Annotated in this window: 33 protein-coding genes; 24 read left to right on the top strand and 9 right to left on the bottom strand. The window is 38.8% G+C overall.

Features of this window, described 5'->3' with window-relative positions; translation table 11 throughout:
* Positions 1-251: 251 nt before the first annotated feature.
* Genes WMO43_RS02170 through WMO43_RS02180 form a run of 3 tightly spaced genes read right to left on the bottom strand, consistent with a single transcriptional unit; the run spans position 252 to position 1,817 of the window.
* On the bottom strand, positions 252-1,019 hold the full coding sequence (locus tag WMO43_RS02170) for a DUF1829 domain-containing protein (protein ID WP_353529690.1): 768 nt from the start codon (positions 1,017-1,019) through the stop codon (positions 252-254).
* 1 nt (position 1,020) lies between these two features.
* Complete coding sequence (locus WMO43_RS02175) at positions 1,021-1,467, bottom strand: DUF6978 family protein (RefSeq protein WP_353529692.1); 447 nt, start codon at positions 1,465-1,467, stop codon at positions 1,021-1,023.
* 23 nt (positions 1,468-1,490) lie between these two features.
* On the bottom strand, positions 1,491-1,817 hold the full coding sequence (locus WMO43_RS02180) for a helix-turn-helix transcriptional regulator (protein ID WP_353529693.1): 327 nt from the start codon (positions 1,815-1,817) through the stop codon (positions 1,491-1,493).
* A 187-nt stretch (positions 1,818-2,004) separates the two neighbouring features.
* Between WMO43_RS02180 and WMO43_RS02185 the strand changes: the two genes are divergently transcribed.
* Positions 2,005-2,202 (top strand): helix-turn-helix domain-containing protein, encoded by a 198-nt coding sequence (locus WMO43_RS02185; RefSeq protein WP_353529695.1) that lies wholly within the window; start codon positions 2,005-2,007, stop codon positions 2,200-2,202.
* Positions 2,203-2,456: 254 nt separating this feature from the next.
* Here WMO43_RS02185 and WMO43_RS02190 read toward each other — a convergent pair whose 3' ends face one another.
* The 4 genes from WMO43_RS02190 to WMO43_RS02205 all read right to left on the bottom strand — a co-directional run bounded on the left by WMO43_RS02190 (position 2,457) and on the right by WMO43_RS02205 (position 3,591).
* The gene (locus WMO43_RS02190) at positions 2,457-2,642 is read right to left on the bottom strand and encodes a hypothetical protein (RefSeq protein WP_353529697.1); all 186 of its coding nucleotides are present in this window, start codon (positions 2,640-2,642) and stop codon (positions 2,457-2,459) included.
* Positions 2,635-2,838: a hypothetical protein gene (locus tag WMO43_RS02195; protein ID WP_353529699.1), complete on the bottom strand. Its 204-nt coding sequence runs from the start codon at positions 2,836-2,838 to the stop codon at positions 2,635-2,637. The genes WMO43_RS02190 and WMO43_RS02195 overlap by 8 nt, the downstream gene beginning before the upstream one ends.
* Before the next feature lie 22 nt (positions 2,839-2,860).
* Positions 2,861-3,127 carry a type II toxin-antitoxin system RelE family toxin gene (locus WMO43_RS02200; protein ID WP_353529701.1) on the bottom strand — a complete coding sequence of 89 codons (267 nt, stop codon included), beginning with the start codon at positions 3,125-3,127 and terminating at the stop codon, positions 2,861-2,863.
* Between the two features lie 86 nt (positions 3,128-3,213).
* A complete protein-coding gene (locus WMO43_RS02205; RefSeq protein WP_353529703.1) occupies positions 3,214-3,591 on the bottom strand; it encodes a helix-turn-helix domain-containing protein in 378 nt (125 codons plus the stop codon).
* A gap of 159 nt (positions 3,592-3,750) precedes the next feature.
* On the opposite strand from WMO43_RS02205, the gene WMO43_RS02210 reads away from it, so the two are divergent.
* Both WMO43_RS02210 and WMO43_RS02215 read left to right on the top strand, forming a co-directional pair.
* Positions 3,751-3,894, top strand: a complete 144-nt coding sequence (locus tag WMO43_RS02210; protein WP_353529705.1) for a hypothetical protein — start codon at positions 3,751-3,753, stop codon at positions 3,892-3,894.
* 83 nt (positions 3,895-3,977) lie between these two features.
* Positions 3,978-4,187 carry a helix-turn-helix domain-containing protein gene (locus tag WMO43_RS02215; protein WP_353529706.1) on the top strand — a complete coding sequence of 70 codons (210 nt, stop codon included), beginning with the start codon at positions 3,978-3,980 and terminating at the stop codon, positions 4,185-4,187.
* A 161-nt stretch (positions 4,188-4,348) separates the two neighbouring features.
* Here WMO43_RS02215 and WMO43_RS02220 read toward each other — a convergent pair whose 3' ends face one another.
* Positions 4,349-4,693 (bottom strand): hypothetical protein, encoded by a 345-nt coding sequence (locus tag WMO43_RS02220; protein WP_353529707.1) that lies wholly within the window; start codon positions 4,691-4,693, stop codon positions 4,349-4,351.
* Positions 4,694-4,872: 179 nt separating this feature from the next.
* Here WMO43_RS02220 and WMO43_RS02225 point away from each other — a divergent pair, with 179 nt between their 5' ends.
* The 3 genes from WMO43_RS02225 to WMO43_RS02235 are packed head-to-tail and all read left to right on the top strand — an operon-like array spanning position 4,873 to position 5,362.
* Entirely contained in the window at positions 4,873-5,028 is a 156-nt protein-coding gene (locus WMO43_RS02225) for a hypothetical protein (RefSeq protein ID WP_353529709.1), read from the top strand.
* 29 nt (positions 5,029-5,057) lie between these two features.
* Complete coding sequence (locus WMO43_RS02230) at positions 5,058-5,216, top strand: hypothetical protein (protein ID WP_353529710.1); 159 nt, start codon at positions 5,058-5,060, stop codon at positions 5,214-5,216.
* A complete protein-coding gene (locus WMO43_RS02235) occupies positions 5,213-5,362 on the top strand; it encodes a BC1881 family protein (RefSeq protein ID WP_353529711.1) in 150 nt (49 codons plus the stop codon). The genes WMO43_RS02230 and WMO43_RS02235 overlap by 4 nt, the downstream gene beginning before the upstream one ends.
* Here the strand turns inward: WMO43_RS02235 and WMO43_RS02240 are convergent.
* Entirely contained in the window at positions 5,359-5,565 is a 207-nt protein-coding gene (locus tag WMO43_RS02240; RefSeq protein WP_353529713.1) for a KTSC domain-containing protein, read from the bottom strand. The two genes, WMO43_RS02235 and WMO43_RS02240, sit on opposite strands and share 4 nt — an antisense overlap.
* A gap of 227 nt (positions 5,566-5,792) precedes the next feature.
* On the opposite strand from WMO43_RS02240, the gene WMO43_RS02245 reads away from it, so the two are divergent.
* The 18 genes from WMO43_RS02245 (at position 5,793) to WMO43_RS02330 (ending at position 16,639) form a co-directional block, all read left to right on the top strand.
* A complete protein-coding gene (locus WMO43_RS02245) occupies positions 5,793-5,969 on the top strand; it encodes a hypothetical protein (protein ID WP_353529714.1) in 177 nt (58 codons plus the stop codon).
* Entirely contained in the window at positions 5,966-7,396 is a 1,431-nt protein-coding gene (locus tag WMO43_RS02250; protein WP_353529715.1) for an AAA family ATPase, read from the top strand. The genes WMO43_RS02245 and WMO43_RS02250 overlap by 4 nt, the downstream gene beginning before the upstream one ends.
* 11 nt (positions 7,397-7,407) lie before the next feature.
* Positions 7,408-8,274 (top strand): hypothetical protein, encoded by an 867-nt coding sequence (locus tag WMO43_RS02255; RefSeq protein ID WP_353529716.1) that lies wholly within the window; start codon positions 7,408-7,410, stop codon positions 8,272-8,274.
* A complete protein-coding gene (locus WMO43_RS02260; protein WP_353529717.1) occupies positions 8,261-9,064 on the top strand; it encodes a PD-(D/E)XK nuclease-like domain-containing protein in 804 nt (267 codons plus the stop codon). The genes WMO43_RS02255 and WMO43_RS02260 overlap by 14 nt, the downstream gene beginning before the upstream one ends.
* Complete coding sequence (locus tag WMO43_RS02265; RefSeq protein WP_353529719.1) at positions 9,064-9,381, top strand: hypothetical protein; 318 nt, start codon at positions 9,064-9,066, stop codon at positions 9,379-9,381. Before WMO43_RS02260 ends, WMO43_RS02265 begins: the two co-directional genes overlap by 1 nt.
* A 106-nt stretch (positions 9,382-9,487) precedes the next feature.
* The gene (locus tag WMO43_RS02270; RefSeq protein WP_353529720.1) at positions 9,488-9,877 is read left to right on the top strand and encodes a RusA family crossover junction endodeoxyribonuclease; all 390 of its coding nucleotides are present in this window, start codon (positions 9,488-9,490) and stop codon (positions 9,875-9,877) included.
* Complete coding sequence (locus WMO43_RS02275) at positions 9,810-10,202, top strand: hypothetical protein (RefSeq protein ID WP_353529721.1); 393 nt, start codon at positions 9,810-9,812, stop codon at positions 10,200-10,202. The genes WMO43_RS02270 and WMO43_RS02275 overlap by 68 nt, the downstream gene beginning before the upstream one ends.
* Complete coding sequence (locus WMO43_RS02280; protein WP_353529722.1) at positions 10,199-10,882, top strand: DUF6291 domain-containing protein; 684 nt, start codon at positions 10,199-10,201, stop codon at positions 10,880-10,882. Before WMO43_RS02275 ends, WMO43_RS02280 begins: the two co-directional genes overlap by 4 nt.
* On the top strand, positions 10,883-11,257 hold the full coding sequence (locus WMO43_RS02285; protein ID WP_353529723.1) for a hypothetical protein: 375 nt from the start codon (positions 10,883-10,885) through the stop codon (positions 11,255-11,257). It begins immediately after the preceding gene.
* Between the two features lie 46 nt (positions 11,258-11,303).
* Positions 11,304-12,524, top strand: coding sequence for a hypothetical protein (locus WMO43_RS02290; RefSeq protein ID WP_353529725.1), 1,221 nt, complete (start codon positions 11,304-11,306; stop codon positions 12,522-12,524).
* Positions 12,525-12,860: 336 nt separating this feature from the next.
* The gene (locus tag WMO43_RS02295) at positions 12,861-13,385 is read left to right on the top strand and encodes a hypothetical protein (RefSeq protein WP_353529726.1); all 525 of its coding nucleotides are present in this window, start codon (positions 12,861-12,863) and stop codon (positions 13,383-13,385) included.
* Between the two features lie 153 nt (positions 13,386-13,538).
* A complete protein-coding gene (locus WMO43_RS02300) occupies positions 13,539-13,673 on the top strand; it encodes a hypothetical protein (RefSeq protein WP_353529727.1) in 135 nt (44 codons plus the stop codon).
* Between the two features lie 128 nt (positions 13,674-13,801).
* The gene (locus WMO43_RS02305; RefSeq protein ID WP_353529729.1) at positions 13,802-14,512 is read left to right on the top strand and encodes a DUF551 domain-containing protein; all 711 of its coding nucleotides are present in this window, start codon (positions 13,802-13,804) and stop codon (positions 14,510-14,512) included.
* Positions 14,502-14,957 carry a YopX family protein gene (locus WMO43_RS02310; RefSeq protein ID WP_353529731.1) on the top strand — a complete coding sequence of 152 codons (456 nt, stop codon included), beginning with the start codon at positions 14,502-14,504 and terminating at the stop codon, positions 14,955-14,957. Before WMO43_RS02305 ends, WMO43_RS02310 begins: the two co-directional genes overlap by 11 nt.
* A 56-nt stretch (positions 14,958-15,013) precedes the next feature.
* A complete protein-coding gene (locus WMO43_RS02315; protein ID WP_353529733.1) occupies positions 15,014-15,361 on the top strand; it encodes a hypothetical protein in 348 nt (115 codons plus the stop codon).
* Positions 15,358-15,600: a hypothetical protein gene (locus WMO43_RS02320; protein WP_353529734.1), complete on the top strand. Its 243-nt coding sequence runs from the start codon at positions 15,358-15,360 to the stop codon at positions 15,598-15,600. Before WMO43_RS02315 ends, WMO43_RS02320 begins: the two co-directional genes overlap by 4 nt.
* Positions 15,581-15,964: an HNH endonuclease gene (locus WMO43_RS02325; RefSeq protein ID WP_353529735.1), complete on the top strand. Its 384-nt coding sequence runs from the start codon at positions 15,581-15,583 to the stop codon at positions 15,962-15,964. Before WMO43_RS02320 ends, WMO43_RS02325 begins: the two co-directional genes overlap by 20 nt.
* A gap of 51 nt (positions 15,965-16,015) precedes the next feature.
* On the top strand, positions 16,016-16,639 hold the full coding sequence (locus WMO43_RS02330) for an AP2 domain-containing protein (RefSeq protein WP_353529737.1): 624 nt from the start codon (positions 16,016-16,018) through the stop codon (positions 16,637-16,639).
* The last annotated feature ends 2 nt before the right edge of the window (positions 16,640-16,641 follow it).

Here is a 16,641-nt window from a genome sequence, read left to right on the forward strand (position 1 = left end):
CTCCTTCTTATAATATATTTTTTTGTCATCCATGTAAAATCCTCCTAGTATGCAAAAAAGCCTTGAAAGAAAATTCCAAGACTTTTTTGCGACTGGACACCAGTCATTCGCTAATTAACTACATTATATCATATGTTAAAGTCTTGCCAAGTATTCGCAGTTGAAAATTTTTAGGCTATACAAATTTATTTATATCATTCAAGCATATCTAGTGGCTCAAATTATACATATAAGTATCTGTAGTGTATATTTTATTTTACTAAATCCTTTGTAAATTTTTCTCTTTTAGACCACATAACAGGAATAACATCGTAATTATTCATAGATGTAATGATACTAGAAGATATTTTTTTCCCTTCATCCTGGAGAAAAACATATAATGTGGAAAGGTAATCTTTCCTTGCTTGACTTGTGTCATTCCATAAAAATAGAATACTATTAGTTTGTTGTTGGTCTATATTGTTTACAACCTTTATAATTCGTTCAGGAGCGTTTTTGGATTTTGGAATAAGAAAATCGTAATTTGTGGTTAATCCGCTAATGCCAGAAAATGAAACATTCTGAGAATAGCGAATATCGTTTTTATCTAAAAATAACTGGACATCTTCTATAAAAAGAGACTGTACAGTATTTTTTGCAGTATAAAATAAATCACTTATTTTTATCATACATTGTGTAAGCAGATGGATTTTTTGATACAGTTCTTCTTTTGAGCATGTGATATATAGTTCATCATCATCAGATTTTTTTACTCCATGCGAAAGAAGTATTTGATTAAATATTGTAGTTCTTTTTTTGCTAGAAAATAAATTAAAATTCGATAAATATAATTCACTTAGAGTTTCACTATCATCTGTAATAATATAACGATTTCCATCAAATTTAATAAAAATTTCAGTACAATCATTATTTCTGTCTAAATATGGAAGTGTCAATCTAGATATATTATTATTTATATTAAATTGTTGTGTATTATCATATAGCCATTTGAAATATCCATCTTTAAAATTGTTTTTCATATCACATCACACCTTGTATAATAACATTTTCTGTATTTATATTGCACATATGGCAAAAATCAATAAAAACAGTTGTAAAGTCATTTATATTTGAGAATAGCTTACCATATTCTCCATCTAAATCATATACTCTATTGCCATAGTTTTCGTCAAATATGTGTATATGATTTCGAGATGAAAGAGAACCATCTCTATACATATGAGGTTTACAATCTATTTCTAGTCGAATCATAATTGTATTTGAATTAGAATGCCGGTTTTGTAGTTTCTTTTTTGAAATAGTTATACTGCTTTTTCTATCTGTATCAATTAAAAAAGTATCTCTTGTTGAATCAGACAAAACAAGAATTGGATTTGAAGCTTTTTCGCCAGCTATAGGTAATTCTATCTTTTCTTCAAAAAAATGTTTTTTTAAGAGAATTAATTGCTTATATTCTTCATTTGTCATATCTACCTCCCATAATAATGTGCCTATTTTCTTTTTGTCTTAATAAATTCGGCAAAAGACTTAATCTCGTCAAGTTCTTTTTCGGTATATCCATCTACGTCAAAGTAAGCTACAGTGGTTGCTGGTTCTGCTGCCTTATCCTCAATCAAGTCGGATTTATTAATATGAAAATAATCAGCGAGAGTTTGAACCTTTCCCATGCGTGGAATGGCAATTCCTTTGCACCAAGTATTAAAAGTCTGAGGAGAGACGCGAATGTTTTTAGCAATTTCCGATTGGTTTTTTCCACTTTTAGTAACATAGGAGTTTAAATTTTTTGAAAAAATAGCTTTCTGTTTATCTTCGCTCATATTTAATCTCTCCTTACATCCTAATAATAGGGTTTAATTTTATTATAGTCAACAAAAAACAAAAGAAATTTGATGTAAACTAGCAGATATTAAAGGTATTGTGATAAGGATTAGGGATGCGGAACTGGAATATATTTCTGGTTTCGCATTTTAAGAAAACAGGGTAAAATAAGTTATGAGGTGCATCATGAAAATTTTACTGGGAGAGATTATGTTTGAAAAAAATATCACATACCCAGAACTGGCGAGATTAAGTGGTGTGAGCAGATCAACACTGCACAGGATGGCGAATGGTCAGAAAACGAACTCAATTGAGCATTTAGAGCAAATCGCAAAAGCTCTGAATATGAGAATATCTGACCTTTATGAATCCGATTGGAAGTAATTAGAAATCGTCAGATGCACTTTTTTAAATACAATTTCCCATATCCGGGAAATCTTTCAAAAATTGTAGAAAAAATCCGCTTCTCTCTCTATAATAAACGTAGAGAGGAGGGAGAGGGTTATGACAGATTATCAGAATAGCATTTACCGACTGGTCAAAAACATTCGGTCAGAATCAGGTTTGAAACGCATTTATAAACTGGCGTTGTTTTTATATTTGAAAGAGGAGAGCTGAATAGTTCTCCTCTTTTAATATTACAAGGCTTTTTTTATAATAATTGATTCCCCGTTAAATTCAAGAGAAAGGGATTTGTTGTCAGGAGAAATTCCAATTTGATCAGCCCATAGCTTAGGAATGGAAACCTTGCAATTATAAGCATTCTTACTTGAATTTCCGCCGCATTTTCCAATAATCATATTCGCTTTTCTTTTTTCAGTCATCCCAGTTAATATCCTTTGCATTAATATATTCACCGTTTTCTGCTTTTTCCAGTTTTGTACGCTCTGATGGTGTGAGCTTAGTATAATCCGGGTCCCATGCGAGAACAAGGCGTTTTACAAATTCAAGGGCAAAATTCTGCTCCTGTGCCGGAAGCATTTCTAACATAGATACTGTTTGTTCAATCGTCTTTGTCATTTTTTTCCTCCTTTGGAGGGGATTATTTATATATATCCCCTCGACTTCCAATGTCCATTATGTAAAGTATTTCAAGTTCGTTATCAGAAAGATATTTATAAATGATACGGTATTTTCCAACCCTTAGTCGATAACGACCATCTTTATAACCACTCATCTTTTTTATATCTCCCTCAGCAGGCTTATGAGTGAGTTTTTCGATAGCATTCAAAATCAAGTTACGTTGCGGCTTTTGTAATGCTTTTAAATATTTAACAGCTGATTTTTCATATTGTATTTCCAATTCCATTCCTCCTTCATCTGTATATAGTATATACAATTGGTAACCAATAGTCAAGAATTTTTTACATTTTTTCAAAAAAAGAAACCGCTGCATCACGGTTTCTCTTCACGAATTTTCTTAAATTTCTGTATTATCCGGTCTATTGCTTCTAAATCTTCAATGTCTAAGCTGGCTGCACCCTTCAAGATTGTCTTGTGCAATTCATTTTCGCCTGCCATGATCCTGTCAATCTGCTCCAGAAAAACTTCGTCTGAATCTTGAAACATTTCGCCTGATCCGGTGGTTAACCAAATATAATCGACATGGAACTCACGGCAGATTGATTTTATCATTTGATCTGTTACTCCGCGTTCATAATGTTCTATCTTGCTGATGGCAGTTTTTCCGACTCCAAGTCGTTCTCCAAATTTTTCAAGTGTCAATCCCAGTTCTTTTCGTAAAATTTTAACTCTGTCATTAATGTTTTCCATCTAAAGCCTCCTCTCTATCTGACCTCATATTATCACTTAAATTCTAAAAAATCAAGAAAAAAGTTGTCAAAGGGGATTTTTATATTGACAATAATGGCAAAGGGGATTATAATGTACCCATAGACAACAGATGAGCAACTATAACGAGGAGGTGTTTTTATGGAAGACAGAAAAAAAGAGTTGTTAAAAAAAATTGCAACCGAATTTCCTGCTCTGAAGGAAAGTGAAAAGTATTATATTGCCGGTTATATTTCTCACGCCGAGGATACCAGAGTGGAGAAAATGGAAGTAAGAACAGCGTAGAGTGCGAGAAAGGAGAATGCCTATACAGAGGATTTTATCACTGATGGATGTAATTCACAATAACAATAGAAGGGAGAACGAAATTGAATGATATTGTAGCACCAAATGTAAAAAGAATTATTAAGGACAGGTGCTTAAAGCAAGGCGCAGTAGCGAAGAAAGCCGGATATTCAGAGCAACAGTTCAGTGCAATGATGAACGGGCGAAAGATTATCAAGGATATTGATATTTTAAGAATCGCTACGGCTTTAAGCGTTGAAGCAAATGAGCTGTTTAAGAAGGGAGATGAGTAAGATAGATCAGCAGGGAAAATATACTTCCCCACATAGAGTAAATATATGGGGAAGAAAACGGTATTCTGTAGAGACAAATGCAAATGACTATTTAGATTATAGCTTAGATGATCTTTGGAAGTCGGTCAGTAAATTGTGGGTACTGACTATAGTGATAGGAGTTATGGTCTGTTGTTCAAAACATAAATGATATGATCCAGACATTCTTTTAATAGAATGTCAAATTCCAAATCGTTAAGGTTTTTGACAGTAGTAATAAGACAGCTAAGAATTTTTGCAAGGTCACCAACTGCTTTCAAATTGACTGAGAAAATTTTTGAATTTTCTGGAGATTGTTTTTTTAATTCAGTACATAACTCATACAATTTATTTTTAACATCATCAGGAAGCTCGATAGATGCGTTCTCGGCTTTGGCAATCAGTTCGTATTTGTCCAAAGATAATTCTTGATTTTTAAAAGCAGATAATTGTTTATGAGTAAAATTTTTTAATTCAGAATGTCTCATAAATGCCCCCTTGTCGGTATATGAATACAAAAATTTTAACATTAAAACAGAAATTTATCAATATATAAAGATTTTAATTCAATAGAAGGGAGAGAAGAGGACTTAACAGTTATATGCAATGCAAAATAGTGCGAAAAGAGGACAAGAAAACCACATACAGTGTAAGGGAGGCGGTGTAAATGAGAATTATAAATGGATTTAAAGTAAACATGTATGTGAGGATCGGAGATCAACCACCTAAAAATTGGGAAGAGTTTACAAAAGAGGAACAGAGAGAAATTTCGCAAAAATTAAATGAACAGGCAGCAAGGTCATTTGCTATCAAAGTTAAGTAGACCGCTGAAGCGGTCAGAGGTGGACAAGCATGAGAAGAGTAGAAGACATTCTTTTTACATTTGGAATGACAGTCTTTATCATAGCCGCCTGTGGCTACGATGGACAACCTGTAATATGCGGGGGTATATCCATGATAAGTCTGTCGTTGGCATATTTTGAGTATTGGAAGAAGGTGAAAGAGAATTGAAAAAAGAGTTAAAGGATTTTGAAACATACGAGTTAGTAGAAGAATTAAGAAATAGAGAAGGAGTGGAGTTACATAGGGCAGATCCATATGAAGAAAAAGAATACAGTGTCAATGGTCCTGCCCTTGTACTCATCATTGTTGATTAACGAACTCTTCTGTAGCGGTAAACACCCTTAATATGAGCCGCTAAATATCCGCCTTTAGAAGATGCATTCATTAAAGACGAGTATACCGATTGAGGAACACCATAGTATTCATATAAACCACCGGAATGGAAAAGAACAGCTAGAGTAGTTCCCTCATATCCAACAGAATGGATGTTGGATGAAGTTACAGGAATCATATTCATAACTCATACCTCCCCTCGTTATGTACTCGGCATTTCTGTGCCTGTACAAACATTATAGATGGGAGAAATTGGAAAATCAAGGAAAGGGGGAATCGTAGATGAGTTGCATAGAAAAGAAAATAGCACCGCTAAATTCTTTGACGAGAACCGGTGCTATTACAACTAAAAATACATAAAGCATTTTTATGTATTTTAGCACAGGAAATCAGATTTGAAAAGGAGATTTTATGAGTTATTACAGGAAATGCGAGGACTGTGGATGCACACTGGATCCCGGAGAGGGACGTATCTGTGATGAGTGTGCTGAAAAAATGCGGCAGAAAACAGATCGCAGGGCGGTGCTCCGTAAAATGATACTCTCGACAAATTATAAACAGATGGAAATGGAGGAATCTTTAAGATGATCACAACAAAGATTCAGATCCGGAATCTTTTCGGAATCAAAGAGTATACGCAGGATGGAGGTTCGGTAGAACTTTCCGGGAAAAACGGAGTAGGAAAAACATCCGTGATCGATGCTATCCGTTTTGCGCTGACAAATAAATCAGAGAGAGAATATATTGTCCGCAAAGGCGAGACAGAGGGAGAGATCCTGATAGAGACAGATACCGGATTACGCATCAATCGAAAAGTCAGAACTGACAGGGTAGGTTATAAGAGCATAAAACAGAATGGTGTAGAGGTTGGCAGTCCGGAGGCATTTCTCCGTGATATTTTTACACCGCTACAGCTAAATCCGGTTGAATTTATGTCAATGGATAAAAAGAAACAGAATGCCATCATTCTTGATATGATTGAGTATTCATGGGATATGAACACGATCAAGGAATGGTTTGGAGAGATACCAAGCTGGGTGTCTTATGACCAGAACATCTTACAGGTGCTCAATGACATCCAGAGTGAAAAAGGAGAATATTTCATGCATCGGCAGGATGTCAACCGCGACATTCGTACTAAAAGAGCATTTATTGAGGAGATTGCAGCGGGAATACCGGAGGGATATAGTGCAGAGAAATGGGAAACGGCATCTACATCTGCTATATATCACCAGATTGAACAAATACGGAGCGATAATCAGAAGATTGAAAAAGCACATTTACTCAAGGATGCAAGGGACAGCAAAGTACGTTCTTTTGAAGCGGACAGGGAGATCAGCAAATCAGCACTTGATACGGAATTTGATAATCGTTCTCATCAGATAGATAAAGATATCTTAAAACTGGAAGAACAGATCAAAACATTGAAAACCGAACAGGAAAGTCTTGACGGAAAGAAAAAGGACAAGCTGGAAATAATAGAACAGACATATAAGGCAAATGTGGCGAAGTATGATGCCGAAGTTGCTGATTATGCACAGTATCTGGATATGGAGAAAAAGGATGTATCAGAACTGGTGCATGAAGCATTGTACATGGAAGACATGAAAGGCCACATCAATGAGTACAAACGGATGGTTGACCTTCAGAAAGAAGTGGAAGGACTTGCGGAAGAGAGCAGTGAGCTGACACGCAAGATTGAGAAAGCACGCACACTTCCGGGAGAAATCTTGCAGAATTGTACGATCCCGATCGATGGTCTTACGGTTGAGAATGGAATACCTCTCATCAACGGACTGCCGGTAAGCAATTTGTCCGAAGGAGAAAAGCTGGATCTTTGCATCAATGTTTCTATCCAGAAGCCGAACGGATTAGACATCATCCTGATCGATGGAGCTGAAAAGTTAGCATCCGGATTGCGAGAGAAACTGTATCAGAAATGTAAGGAGAAAGGGTTACAGATGATCGCAACCCGTACTACAGATAGTGACACAATGGAGATCATTGAATTTTAGGAGGATTATTTATGAACGAGGTAAGTGTATCGGACGGAAATGTAATGACCAGAAGTTCGCAGACGGAAATGATGATCAGCCGGCAGGCACAGGAAGTGCAGGCAGCTATGGTTATTGCAAAGAAATTTCCACGAGATGAGTATGAGGCAACAGAAAAGATCAAGAGAACGTGCCAGAGGTCAACCCTTGCAGAGCAGGCAATTTATTCTTATCCACGCGGTGGTCAGAATGTCAGCGGACCGTCTATCCGACTTGCGGAAGCATTAGCACAGAACTGGGGCAATATTGATTATGGGATCATTGAACTGGAACAGAAAGACGGAAAGTCGGAGATGATGGCATATGCATGGGATTTAGAATCAAATACCCGTGTGACAAAGATATTCGGTGTGGAGCATAAGCGTGATACAAAAAAAGGTTCCTATGTCCTTACAGACAGCAGGGATATTTACGAAGCCACAGCAAACTTTGGAGCACGCCGGATGAGAGCATGTATCCTTGGAGTGATTCCGGGAGACGTTGTAGATATGGCAGTCAATGAGTGCAGAGAAACACAGAAAAAAAGCTATGGAGAACTGCCAAGTCAGGAAAAAATAAAAAAGATTGAGAAGCTGTTTAAAAAAGACTTTGGGGTTACCAAGGAACAGATCGAGAAGTATGCAGGACGTAACATGGGTACTTTCGGTGCAGAGGAATGTACGGACTTGTGGGGCGTGTATACAGCATTAAAGAATGGACAGGCAAAGGTAGAGGATTATTTTCAGACAAAGGAAGAAGTGCCGGATCCATTTGCCAAGACAGGTGAGACGAAGGAATTATCCAAGAAAGAAGCAATAGAAAAAGAAGCCGAGGAGGAATTTGAGAATGCAGTTGACTAATGAAAATTATTATAGCAAAGAAGCCAATGAAGAGTATCTGTCCGTCAGCCAGTATAAAGATTTTATGGGAACATACGGCAAGCGTGGCTGCGAAGAATATGCCCTTGCCAAGATAGAAGGTACATGGGAAGAAAACATGGAGGATTCTGACGCGCTGATGGTCGGCTCCTATGTGGATGCACATTTTGAAGGGACCTTGGACTTATTCAAAGCAAAACATCCGTGTATGTTCAAAAAAGACGGAGGTCTGATGGCGAAATATCTGAAAGCTAATGAAATGATCCAGAGATGTGAACGGGATGAGGTATTTTCACATTATATGAGTGGAGAAAAGCAGGTCATTATGACAGCAGATATGTTCGGGGCAAAGTGGAAGATCAAGATAGACAGTTACCATCCAGGACAGTGCATTGTGGATTTAAAAACCTGTCAGTCTATCAACAAAGTATTTTTCCATCATGATATTGGATATATGAACTTTTTAGCAGAGTGGGGGTATTACATACAGGGTGCCGTTTATCAGAAAGTTGTGGAGATCAATACAGGTAAGAAACTTCCATTTTTCATAGCGGCAGTGTCTAAGGAGAAAGTACCGGATATTCAGGTGATCGCAGTGGAACAGAATCTGTTGGATGAAGCATTAGCAGAAGTGGAACACAATGTGCCAATGATCCTTGCATTAAAAAATAAAGCAGCAGATCCTACCCGATGTGAATGTTGTGATTATTGTAAACAGACAAGGGTTTTAAAGGCTCCGATATGGTCAAGTGATCTGATAGGAGATATTTAATGAAAGATTCGATTGTAATTAGTATGGATTATGCCGGATATGACATCATAGACGGAACACCAAACGTACAAAGACATCATATCTTTGGTGGGACTGCAAACCGCAGACTGTCGGATGAGGATGGTCTTTGGGTACCGTTATCGGATGAACATCATCAGGGAAAGATGAGTGTTCACATGAATAAGGAAATGCGGGTACTTATGCGGATCATCGGTCAGCTTGCATGGGAAAAGCATTATATCGCAGAAAACGAAAATGTAAGCGAGGATGATGCAAGGGAAGCATTCAGAAAAAGATATGGCATTAGTATGCTGTAGGTTGAAACACCTGTGCACTTGAGGGTGTGTACGAAAGAAACTGCTTATCGGTAATATATCATGCCAATAAAAGCCTCTGCCAAATGGCAGAGGGGAAAGGAGCGGTATGGAAAAATTAATGTTTACGATCCTTGGAAAGCCGATCACGAAAAAGAACAGCCAGAGGATCGTGGTCTGCAAGAACAGACCTATGATACTGCCATCTAAGGCATATTTGAAATATGAGAAAGACTGTAAAAAGTATATGCCGGATACAAAACAGATTGATTATCCCATAAATGTCAAGGCTGTCTATTACATGCCGACACGCCATCGGGTAGACCTTACGAATCTTCATGAGGCACTACATGACATTTTAGTTAAATATAACGTCATAGCAGACGATAACTGCAAGATTATTGTAAGCACGGATGGAAGTCGTGTACTGTATGACAGAGAAAACCCACGGACAGAGGTCACGATTACGAAAGCAGGTGGTGTTGTTGAAAATCATTGATTACATACCGGTCGGACATAAGAATGCAGTAACCAGAAAGCAGCTTGTTATTTTAACAGGACTTTCCGACCGGAAAATAAGAAATATGATCCAGGAAGAATGTAACCGGGAACATCCCATTTTGAATATGCAGGACGGAAAAGGATACTTTCAGCCGGCATATGATGAGATGCATTTGGTAAGACTTTACCGGGCACAGGAAAACCACAGAACCCTTACGAATCGTAAAAAGGTATCTGAGATAGATAAATACTTAAAATGCCAAAACAATGAACTGGAGCGTAATCAAATAAGCATCTCTGATGTGATAGGCGGTGGGAAATGAGAGAAAGTGTTGTTTTTTACCGCAGCTTTGCAGAAGCGATCAAGGCTCTTCCAAAGGAGGAGCAGTTAAAGGCACTGTGGGCAGTTATTAATTATGGGTTGGATGGTGTGATTCCAGAGGAACATGGAGTGCATACGGCGATCTTTTTAATGGCGAAGCCACAGATAGATGCTAATAACAAGAGATACCAAAACGGAACCAAAGGTGGAAGACCTGTAACCAAAGACAAACCAAACGATAACCAAGATGAAACCAAACCAAAAGCAAACGATAACCAAGAAATAACCAAAGAAGAACCAAACCAAAACCAAGATAAAACCAAAGCAGAACCTAAGGAAAAGGATAATGTAAAGGAAAAGGAAAAGGTAAAGGTAAAAGATAATGATAATAGTGTGGTGCGTTTCACGGCGCCCACAAAACAGGATGTGATGGACTATTGTCAGGAAAAAGGGTACACGGATGTTGATGTTGAGAGGTTTATGAATTACTACACCTCTAACGGGTGGATGGTAGGGAAAAACAAGATGAAAGACTGGAAAGCTGCAATGCGAAACTGGGCGCGGAAGGATATGGCCGCCAAACCCAATAATACCAACGGAAATAGGTTTTGCAATTTTGAACAGCGCAATTATGACTATGATGCCTTGGAAAAGAACCTCTTGCGGAAGGGAAGTGGTTAGATGAGTGGACGAAAGCGAGGATGTATGCTTGATAGCTACCGTGACAGGGTAGAAGAGCTGCTGGATGCAGGCTGTACCTTCGCCGACATTTCTGACCACATGGCAGAAGAGGAGCAGATCTATGTTGAGCCTACAACGGTCGCATATTTTGTACGCAGCCGTAAATTGTCCAGCAAGGTTACACAGGGATGCAGGAATAACAGGATTGATATACCGAAGTGTGCAGAGTGCGAGTACCGACATCTGGTCACGGACCAGTACAAAAAGCCGAGCATTTATATCTGCACCAAGATATGGGTCAGAATCAATAGTGGCTGCAAGTCCAGTCCGATGAGCTGCCCGAAACGGGATATTGAGAGGGATTGCTCCTTGTGAAACGATAGAAAATGAACTTAGGGAAGGGGAAGTGTTTAACAGGAAAATGGAATCAGTACAGGAAAGAATGGAGCGGCTTGGAACGAAAGAAAAGATTGCAACCTTCATGCAGAAGGAGAAACAGCCGTATGAATTTAAGCGAAAATATGCACAGATCAGGGCAGAGGAGTTTGCAAGTGAGTGCGATGGCAGAGGATTGAATTATCATGTGTCTGTCGGAGGATTGGACAGCATCGTCTTATATCTGTTTCTGCATGAGATCTGCCATATCAATGCTCCAGGTGTGAGCGCATCAACGTTAGAAGATAAGAGCATACAGTGGGTACATAAAGCACTTGGGATCATAAATGTTCCGCCACTAAAAAGGGAGGATGGAACTTACTGGACAAAGCCAAGGGTCATACAGGAGTTTGGGTTTCCGGTTATATCAAAGGAGGTAGCAGGAAAGATTGAATTGCTGCAGAATCCTACCGAGAAAAATAAAACAGTGCGCCATGCGATCATAACAGGAGAGACTGGAGCATACGGCGGCTGGCAAAAAAATTCCAAAATGCAGTTAAAGCAAAAGTGGCTTGAATTGTTTGGTGGATATGAAAATGAGAACGAAGGATGTGATTATGAAAAACCGGATTTCAAAGTGTCATCAAAATGTTGCTACTACCTAAAAGAAAAGAACTGTGATGATTGGGGGAAGGAGCATAACAGTGTACCGTATCTTGGTTTAATGGCATCCGAGGGCGGCAGACGTGCAAGAAGCCTGCGAATGAATGGGTGTAATTATTTTGGAGCATCCACAATCAGATCAGCACCGTTTGCTATTTTCCATCGGCAGGATATTTTACAACTTGCTTTGGAGATGGACGCACTCTGGAAAGAGGGTCTTAAAGAAAAATATCATGAAAAGTTACTAAAAGAAAACTGTTTGTCAAATAGTTTTAAGATGCCTGACAGCATCATTCCGGAAATCTATGGAACCATCGAGAAAAAACCAGATGGAACGTTGTACACGACCAAAGCACAGCGTACCGGATGCAGTATGTGTGGGTTTGGAATCCACATAGAGAAACGTCCTCACAGATTTGATCTATTGCATGAGAGCAATCCGAAAGAGTGGGATTATCTGATGTTCCACATGTGCAAAGACAAAGACGGAAATGACTACGGATGGGCGAAGGTACTGGACTACATTGGAGTGGGATGGGACCCTACAACTATCGGCGGAAATTGTAAAGGGCAGATTTCGCTTCCATTAGATCAGATGGTGTAAATATATAAAAAGCACCTAATTGCTTAGGTGCGTTATGTTCAATAGTGGGATTCGAACCCACGACCATGCCTTTATAGGAGGCGCGCTCTATCCACTGAGCTATATTGCTAAATATTTTAGAAATTTATTTTAACACGAAATCGCTATAATTGCAAATTTTATTAGAAAGGAGCCGGAACCTCCGGCCGGGGTAACGATATATCGGGTTCCTTTTGGAAAAATGACATATAAAGAATTTTTAGCAAGTAAGAGATTTGTATTGGAAAGCAGCGGATTTGATATTGAAAAGTCAGAGTTGAATCCGATGCTGTACGAATTTCAGAAAGATGTTGTGAGATGGGCATTGAAGAAAGGCAAAGCGTGTATAAGGTTGTTCGTGGCGATGTTGAGACGCATACTGTTCAAAAGAGAACATGGACATGCGGTGGAAATAATCGAGGATATGACCTTGATGGAGATGTGACGTGGAATTCTCAGATCGGCAAGATTATATTCACTAGCAGAGAGCCAGCAGAGCGAGTAGCGCAGGAATATCTTGCAGAGTACGAACACATCCTTGCAGAAAATATCAGGGCAACAGGGGTTATCGCATATCGATATGAGTATAGAGGTCGAGAGATTGTTCAATCGTATTCTATTCTTGAAGATGGAACTTTTTATTTCAAATATGGAATTATGTATGAACATATCGGTAAGGAAGTTGAAATCAAGAAGTTTGAGGAAGAACGCCAGCACTGTATTGAACGTAATGATACCTATGCAGTATTAGAGAATTACAAGCCGCAATACAAGAATATGTATAAATGCGGGCATAGTTCTTGGGTGTATGCAGAAGCAAGATATGAGTATATCAATGATTGACAGACCGGACAGCTCCGGTCTGCCTAAGAAGTTTTAAATTTTAGAACCAGATAACAAAACCAAGCAATCATATAGCACCTCCTGCTTTTATTATAGGCAGGCAACGTAAAATGATTCGCTTGTAACAATTAAGATTTAACGGAGGTTGTAAAAATGAATGCACGAGAGATTGCAGATGTGATCGCAGAGTACCTTGTAAACGAAAAGGACCTTGCTATTGCAATGATTAAAAACAATGACAAGGAAGAACTTGCAGACGAAATATATGATGAATTAACTGAAGTATAGAATTTGAGCGATTCAGGAGGATTTTATGAAGAAATGCCCATACGAAGAAAATAAAAGATGCACCAGGGACTGTAAATACGCCATGACGTGCATCCAGAGAAAGTCAAAAAGGGAAAGGAGCAGGTAGAATGATTGAATGTATGAGGACAGAAGCAACAAGAAAAACGGTCACGGAACAAAGGTGGATTCCGGTTAAATATCATGAATTGACAGAGGAAGAGCGGAAAGAGTGCTTATTCTCCGCAGACATTAAGTATATGATTGACTGTGAGCTTCCTGATGATGAGCAGGAAATCATTGTGACCGACGGAAGGCATGTGTGGGTTGATACCTGCATCATGAATGATGGGTATGAATTGGATAGCGGACACGATTGGATTGAGGATGTAATTGCTTGGATGCCACTGCCGGAGCCGTACAGGGAAAGTGAGGATAACATGGAGAGATTAACATATGTGGCAGAGAATGGAGAAGTTTTATTTCATCCAGCAGATTTACCGGATGATGAGGGAATTACCATTACCCAGCTTGCGAAAGATGGAAGATACAAAGCCCTGGAAGAGATTGCGGAAAGACTTGCAAATAGAGAGCAAGCCGAAGAGCAGGGATTACTTCTGCGGCTGCCATGCAAGGTGGGAAGTAATATTTACCGCATAACCGATGATGGAGTAGAGGTCGCAGTATGCAGAGAAATGACTGTTGCTGACAAAGAAATGTATATCGAATCGGTTACTCTTTGCGACTGGATATCTTTTGATGAAATTGGAAAGTCAGTATTTCTTACCAGAGAGGAAGCAGAAGCCAAGCTGAAAGAAATGGAGGGGGAACATGGAGAATAGATATTTATTCCGTGGAAAGCGGATTGATAACGGCGAATGGATATTCGGAAATTTAATTCAAACAGATGATGGAGTTTACATTATCCAGAATTATGTACCACAGAATTTGATAAAGAACTATGAAGTTGACCCATCCACAATCTGCCTATGTACAGGCTTTCAAGATAAGAACGGAAAGCTGATTTTTAAGAATGATATTCTGATGTGCCACGGCAATCCGAAAGAACTTGCAAAGGTAGTGTTTGGAAAGTTCGCAGTGATCGATGCCGAAACTTTTGAGAGTATTGATGAGGTAATCGGCTGGCATTATGAGGTCATTCCGACTGATAACTTGAGCAAATGCGAACCGTTCTGTTTATCAATGCCACTTACGGAAGAATATGTGAAAGCGTGCGAATTTGAGGTTGTTGGTTCGGTGTTTGACAACCCGGGACTGTTTAAGTGAGTTATTTCCATTTTGGAAACAACTCAGATACTCGAATAAATTTAGGAGGTGCCGGAATGACAGAGAGTGAAGCAATCAGGGATTTGGACATTATCAGGTTTAATCCTCACTGGGATGAACTTGTAAATGAAGAATATTGGCAAGAACTTATGGAAATGGCAATCAAGGCACTGGAAGAGGTGCAGAAGTACAGGGCAATCGGCACACCGGAAGAATGCCGGGCGGCAGTGGAAAAGCAAACGGCAAAGAAACCGGATTACGAAGGAGACGGATACGCCGACGGACATCTTGTGTATGATACATGGATTTGCCCTTGCTGCGGAAAGCACTACGAGGTTGATTATGATAATTACAATTACTGCCCGGATTGCGGTCAGAAATTAGATTGGAGTGATGAAGAATGAGCAGATTGATTGAGGCAGGTAAGATTTTGGACAATTTGAGCGGAATGCTTAAAAATATGGACGATTACGATGCTGTAAAAAAAGTGATTAATGATATGCCAACCGCCTACGATGTGGATGCGGTTGTGAAGCAGTTGGATGAATACATAACCAAAATTGTAGGCAGAAAATCAGCACTATATCAGACAGTTATGCAGATTGTGAAAGGCGGTGGAGTAGATGCGAAAACCGATTCCTAAATCAGTTAGAAAATTAGTGTATGCGAAATACAATGGTCACTGTGCTTACTGTGGCTGTGAGATACCGGAGAAAGGCTTTAATGTAGATCATCTGTATTGCCTTAGAAAATATGAATACACCGAAGAATTTACCGGAATTGACGTACACGACATAAGTAATCTGATGCCGTCCTGCGGTTCATGCAATCGGTATAAATCAACAATGGATTTGGAAGATTTTAGAAAGCAGTTGCAGAAAATACCGGACAGACTGAAAAGGGATGTGTGTACATACAATATAGCCTTGCGGTATGGCATGGTGCAGGAAAACAGAGAACCTATAAAGTTCTATTTTGAAAGGGTAGGTGGAGTAGATGGCAATTAAGCCTATATTATTTAACACGGAAATGGTTCGGGCGAAAGAGGGTAGTAAATATTGAAATATCCTAAAGATATAGCGGGTATGAAATTTGGACGATTAACCGCGATAAAAAAGGTTGGAACAAAAGGCAATGGAAAAGGTTCAAAATCAATATGGCTTTGCAGATGTGATTGTGGAAACGAAAAAGAAATATTGAGGAATTCATTGGTAAGCGGAACAACTAAAAGTTGCGGCTGCCTTGAAAAAGAAGTTAAAGCAACAATGCATTTAAAACATGGAATGGCAAAATCAAGGATTTGGAACATTTGGACTGGAATGAGAGACAGGTGTTCCAGACCGAACAACAAGAATTATCAGAGATATGGTGGAAGAGGAATATGTGTTTGCCCAGAATGGGATAGTGATTTCCAAAATTTTTATGACTGGTCGATGGAGAACGGTTATAGTGATGATTTAACCATAGACAGAATCGACAATGATGGAAATTATGAACCGTCTAATTGCAGATGGGTAACGAGAAAAGAGCAAACAAGAAATAGGAGTATCACGAAAACAATCCCGCTTGCAAGAATAGCTGAAATTGACGGAATTACTTATCAGGCAGCATATGACAAATATGTGCGATGTAATGTATCGAATTTGAAAGGTGCGAGAAACCGGAAGAAAATTAAAGTTTAGCG

This window comes from Maccoyibacter intestinihominis (assembly GCF_040096355.1).
Classification (GTDB): domain Bacteria; phylum Bacillota; class Clostridia; order Lachnospirales; family Lachnospiraceae; genus Maccoyibacter; species Maccoyibacter intestinihominis.

Excerpts from the sequence above, each read along its gene's own strand:
- WMO43_RS02270 (WP_353529720.1), top strand. The coding sequence starts at position 9,488 with ATGGAAAAATTAATGTTTACGATCCTTGGAAAGCCGATCACGAAAAAG.
- WMO43_RS02195 (WP_353529699.1), bottom strand. The coding sequence starts at position 2,838 with ATGACAAAGACGATTGAACAAACAGTATCTATGTTAGAAATGCTTCCG.
- WMO43_RS02220 (WP_353529707.1), bottom strand. The coding sequence starts at position 4,693 with ATGAGACATTCTGAATTAAAAAATTTTACTCATAAACAATTATCTGCT.
- WMO43_RS02230 (WP_353529710.1), top strand. The coding sequence starts at position 5,058 with ATGAGAAGAGTAGAAGACATTCTTTTTACATTTGGAATGACAGTCTTT.
- WMO43_RS02325 (WP_353529735.1), top strand. The coding sequence starts at position 15,581 with ATGCGAAAACCGATTCCTAAATCAGTTAGAAAATTAGTGTATGCGAAA.
- WMO43_RS02310 (WP_353529731.1), top strand. The coding sequence starts at position 14,502 with ATGGAGAATAGATATTTATTCCGTGGAAAGCGGATTGATAACGGCGAA.
- WMO43_RS02245 (WP_353529714.1), top strand. The coding sequence starts at position 5,793 with ATGAGTTATTACAGGAAATGCGAGGACTGTGGATGCACACTGGATCCC.
- WMO43_RS02225 (WP_353529709.1), top strand. The coding sequence starts at position 4,873 with ATGAGAATTATAAATGGATTTAAAGTAAACATGTATGTGAGGATCGGA.
- WMO43_RS02275 (WP_353529721.1), top strand. The coding sequence starts at position 9,810 with ATGACAGAGAAAACCCACGGACAGAGGTCACGATTACGAAAGCAGGTG.
- WMO43_RS02175 (WP_353529692.1), bottom strand. The coding sequence starts at position 1,467 with ATGACAAATGAAGAATATAAGCAATTAATTCTCTTAAAAAAACATTTT.
- WMO43_RS02265 (WP_353529719.1), top strand. The coding sequence starts at position 9,064 with ATGAAAGATTCGATTGTAATTAGTATGGATTATGCCGGATATGACATC.
- WMO43_RS02320 (WP_353529734.1), top strand. The coding sequence starts at position 15,358 with ATGAGCAGATTGATTGAGGCAGGTAAGATTTTGGACAATTTGAGCGGA.
- WMO43_RS02295 (WP_353529726.1), top strand. The coding sequence starts at position 12,861 with ATGGGCATTGAAGAAAGGCAAAGCGTGTATAAGGTTGTTCGTGGCGAT.
- WMO43_RS02205 (WP_353529703.1), bottom strand. The coding sequence starts at position 3,591 with ATGGAAAACATTAATGACAGAGTTAAAATTTTACGAAAAGAACTGGGA.
- WMO43_RS02280 (WP_353529722.1), top strand. The coding sequence starts at position 10,199 with ATGAGAGAAAGTGTTGTTTTTTACCGCAGCTTTGCAGAAGCGATCAAG.
- WMO43_RS02185 (WP_353529695.1), top strand. The coding sequence starts at position 2,005 with ATGAAAATTTTACTGGGAGAGATTATGTTTGAAAAAAATATCACATAC.
- WMO43_RS02180 (WP_353529693.1), bottom strand. The coding sequence starts at position 1,817 with ATGAGCGAAGATAAACAGAAAGCTATTTTTTCAAAAAATTTAAACTCC.
- WMO43_RS02305 (WP_353529729.1), top strand. The coding sequence starts at position 13,802 with ATGATTGAATGTATGAGGACAGAAGCAACAAGAAAAACGGTCACGGAA.
- WMO43_RS02250 (WP_353529715.1), top strand. The coding sequence starts at position 5,966 with ATGATCACAACAAAGATTCAGATCCGGAATCTTTTCGGAATCAAAGAG.
- WMO43_RS02190 (WP_353529697.1), bottom strand. The coding sequence starts at position 2,642 with ATGACTGAAAAAAGAAAAGCGAATATGATTATTGGAAAATGCGGCGGA.
- WMO43_RS02255 (WP_353529716.1), top strand. The coding sequence starts at position 7,408 with ATGAACGAGGTAAGTGTATCGGACGGAAATGTAATGACCAGAAGTTCG.
- WMO43_RS02300 (WP_353529727.1), top strand. The coding sequence starts at position 13,539 with ATGAATGCACGAGAGATTGCAGATGTGATCGCAGAGTACCTTGTAAAC.
- WMO43_RS02290 (WP_353529725.1), top strand. The coding sequence starts at position 11,304 with ATGGAATCAGTACAGGAAAGAATGGAGCGGCTTGGAACGAAAGAAAAG.
- WMO43_RS02285 (WP_353529723.1), top strand. The coding sequence starts at position 10,883 with ATGAGTGGACGAAAGCGAGGATGTATGCTTGATAGCTACCGTGACAGG.
- WMO43_RS02260 (WP_353529717.1), top strand. The coding sequence starts at position 8,261 with ATGCAGTTGACTAATGAAAATTATTATAGCAAAGAAGCCAATGAAGAG.
- WMO43_RS02240 (WP_353529713.1), bottom strand. The coding sequence starts at position 5,565 with ATGAATATGATTCCTGTAACTTCATCCAACATCCATTCTGTTGGATAT.
- WMO43_RS02210 (WP_353529705.1), top strand. The coding sequence starts at position 3,751 with ATGGAAGACAGAAAAAAAGAGTTGTTAAAAAAAATTGCAACCGAATTT.
- WMO43_RS02315 (WP_353529733.1), top strand. The coding sequence starts at position 15,014 with ATGACAGAGAGTGAAGCAATCAGGGATTTGGACATTATCAGGTTTAAT.
- WMO43_RS02200 (WP_353529701.1), bottom strand. The coding sequence starts at position 3,127 with ATGGAATTGGAAATACAATATGAAAAATCAGCTGTTAAATATTTAAAA.
- WMO43_RS02170 (WP_353529690.1), bottom strand. The coding sequence starts at position 1,019 with ATGAAAAACAATTTTAAAGATGGATATTTCAAATGGCTATATGATAAT.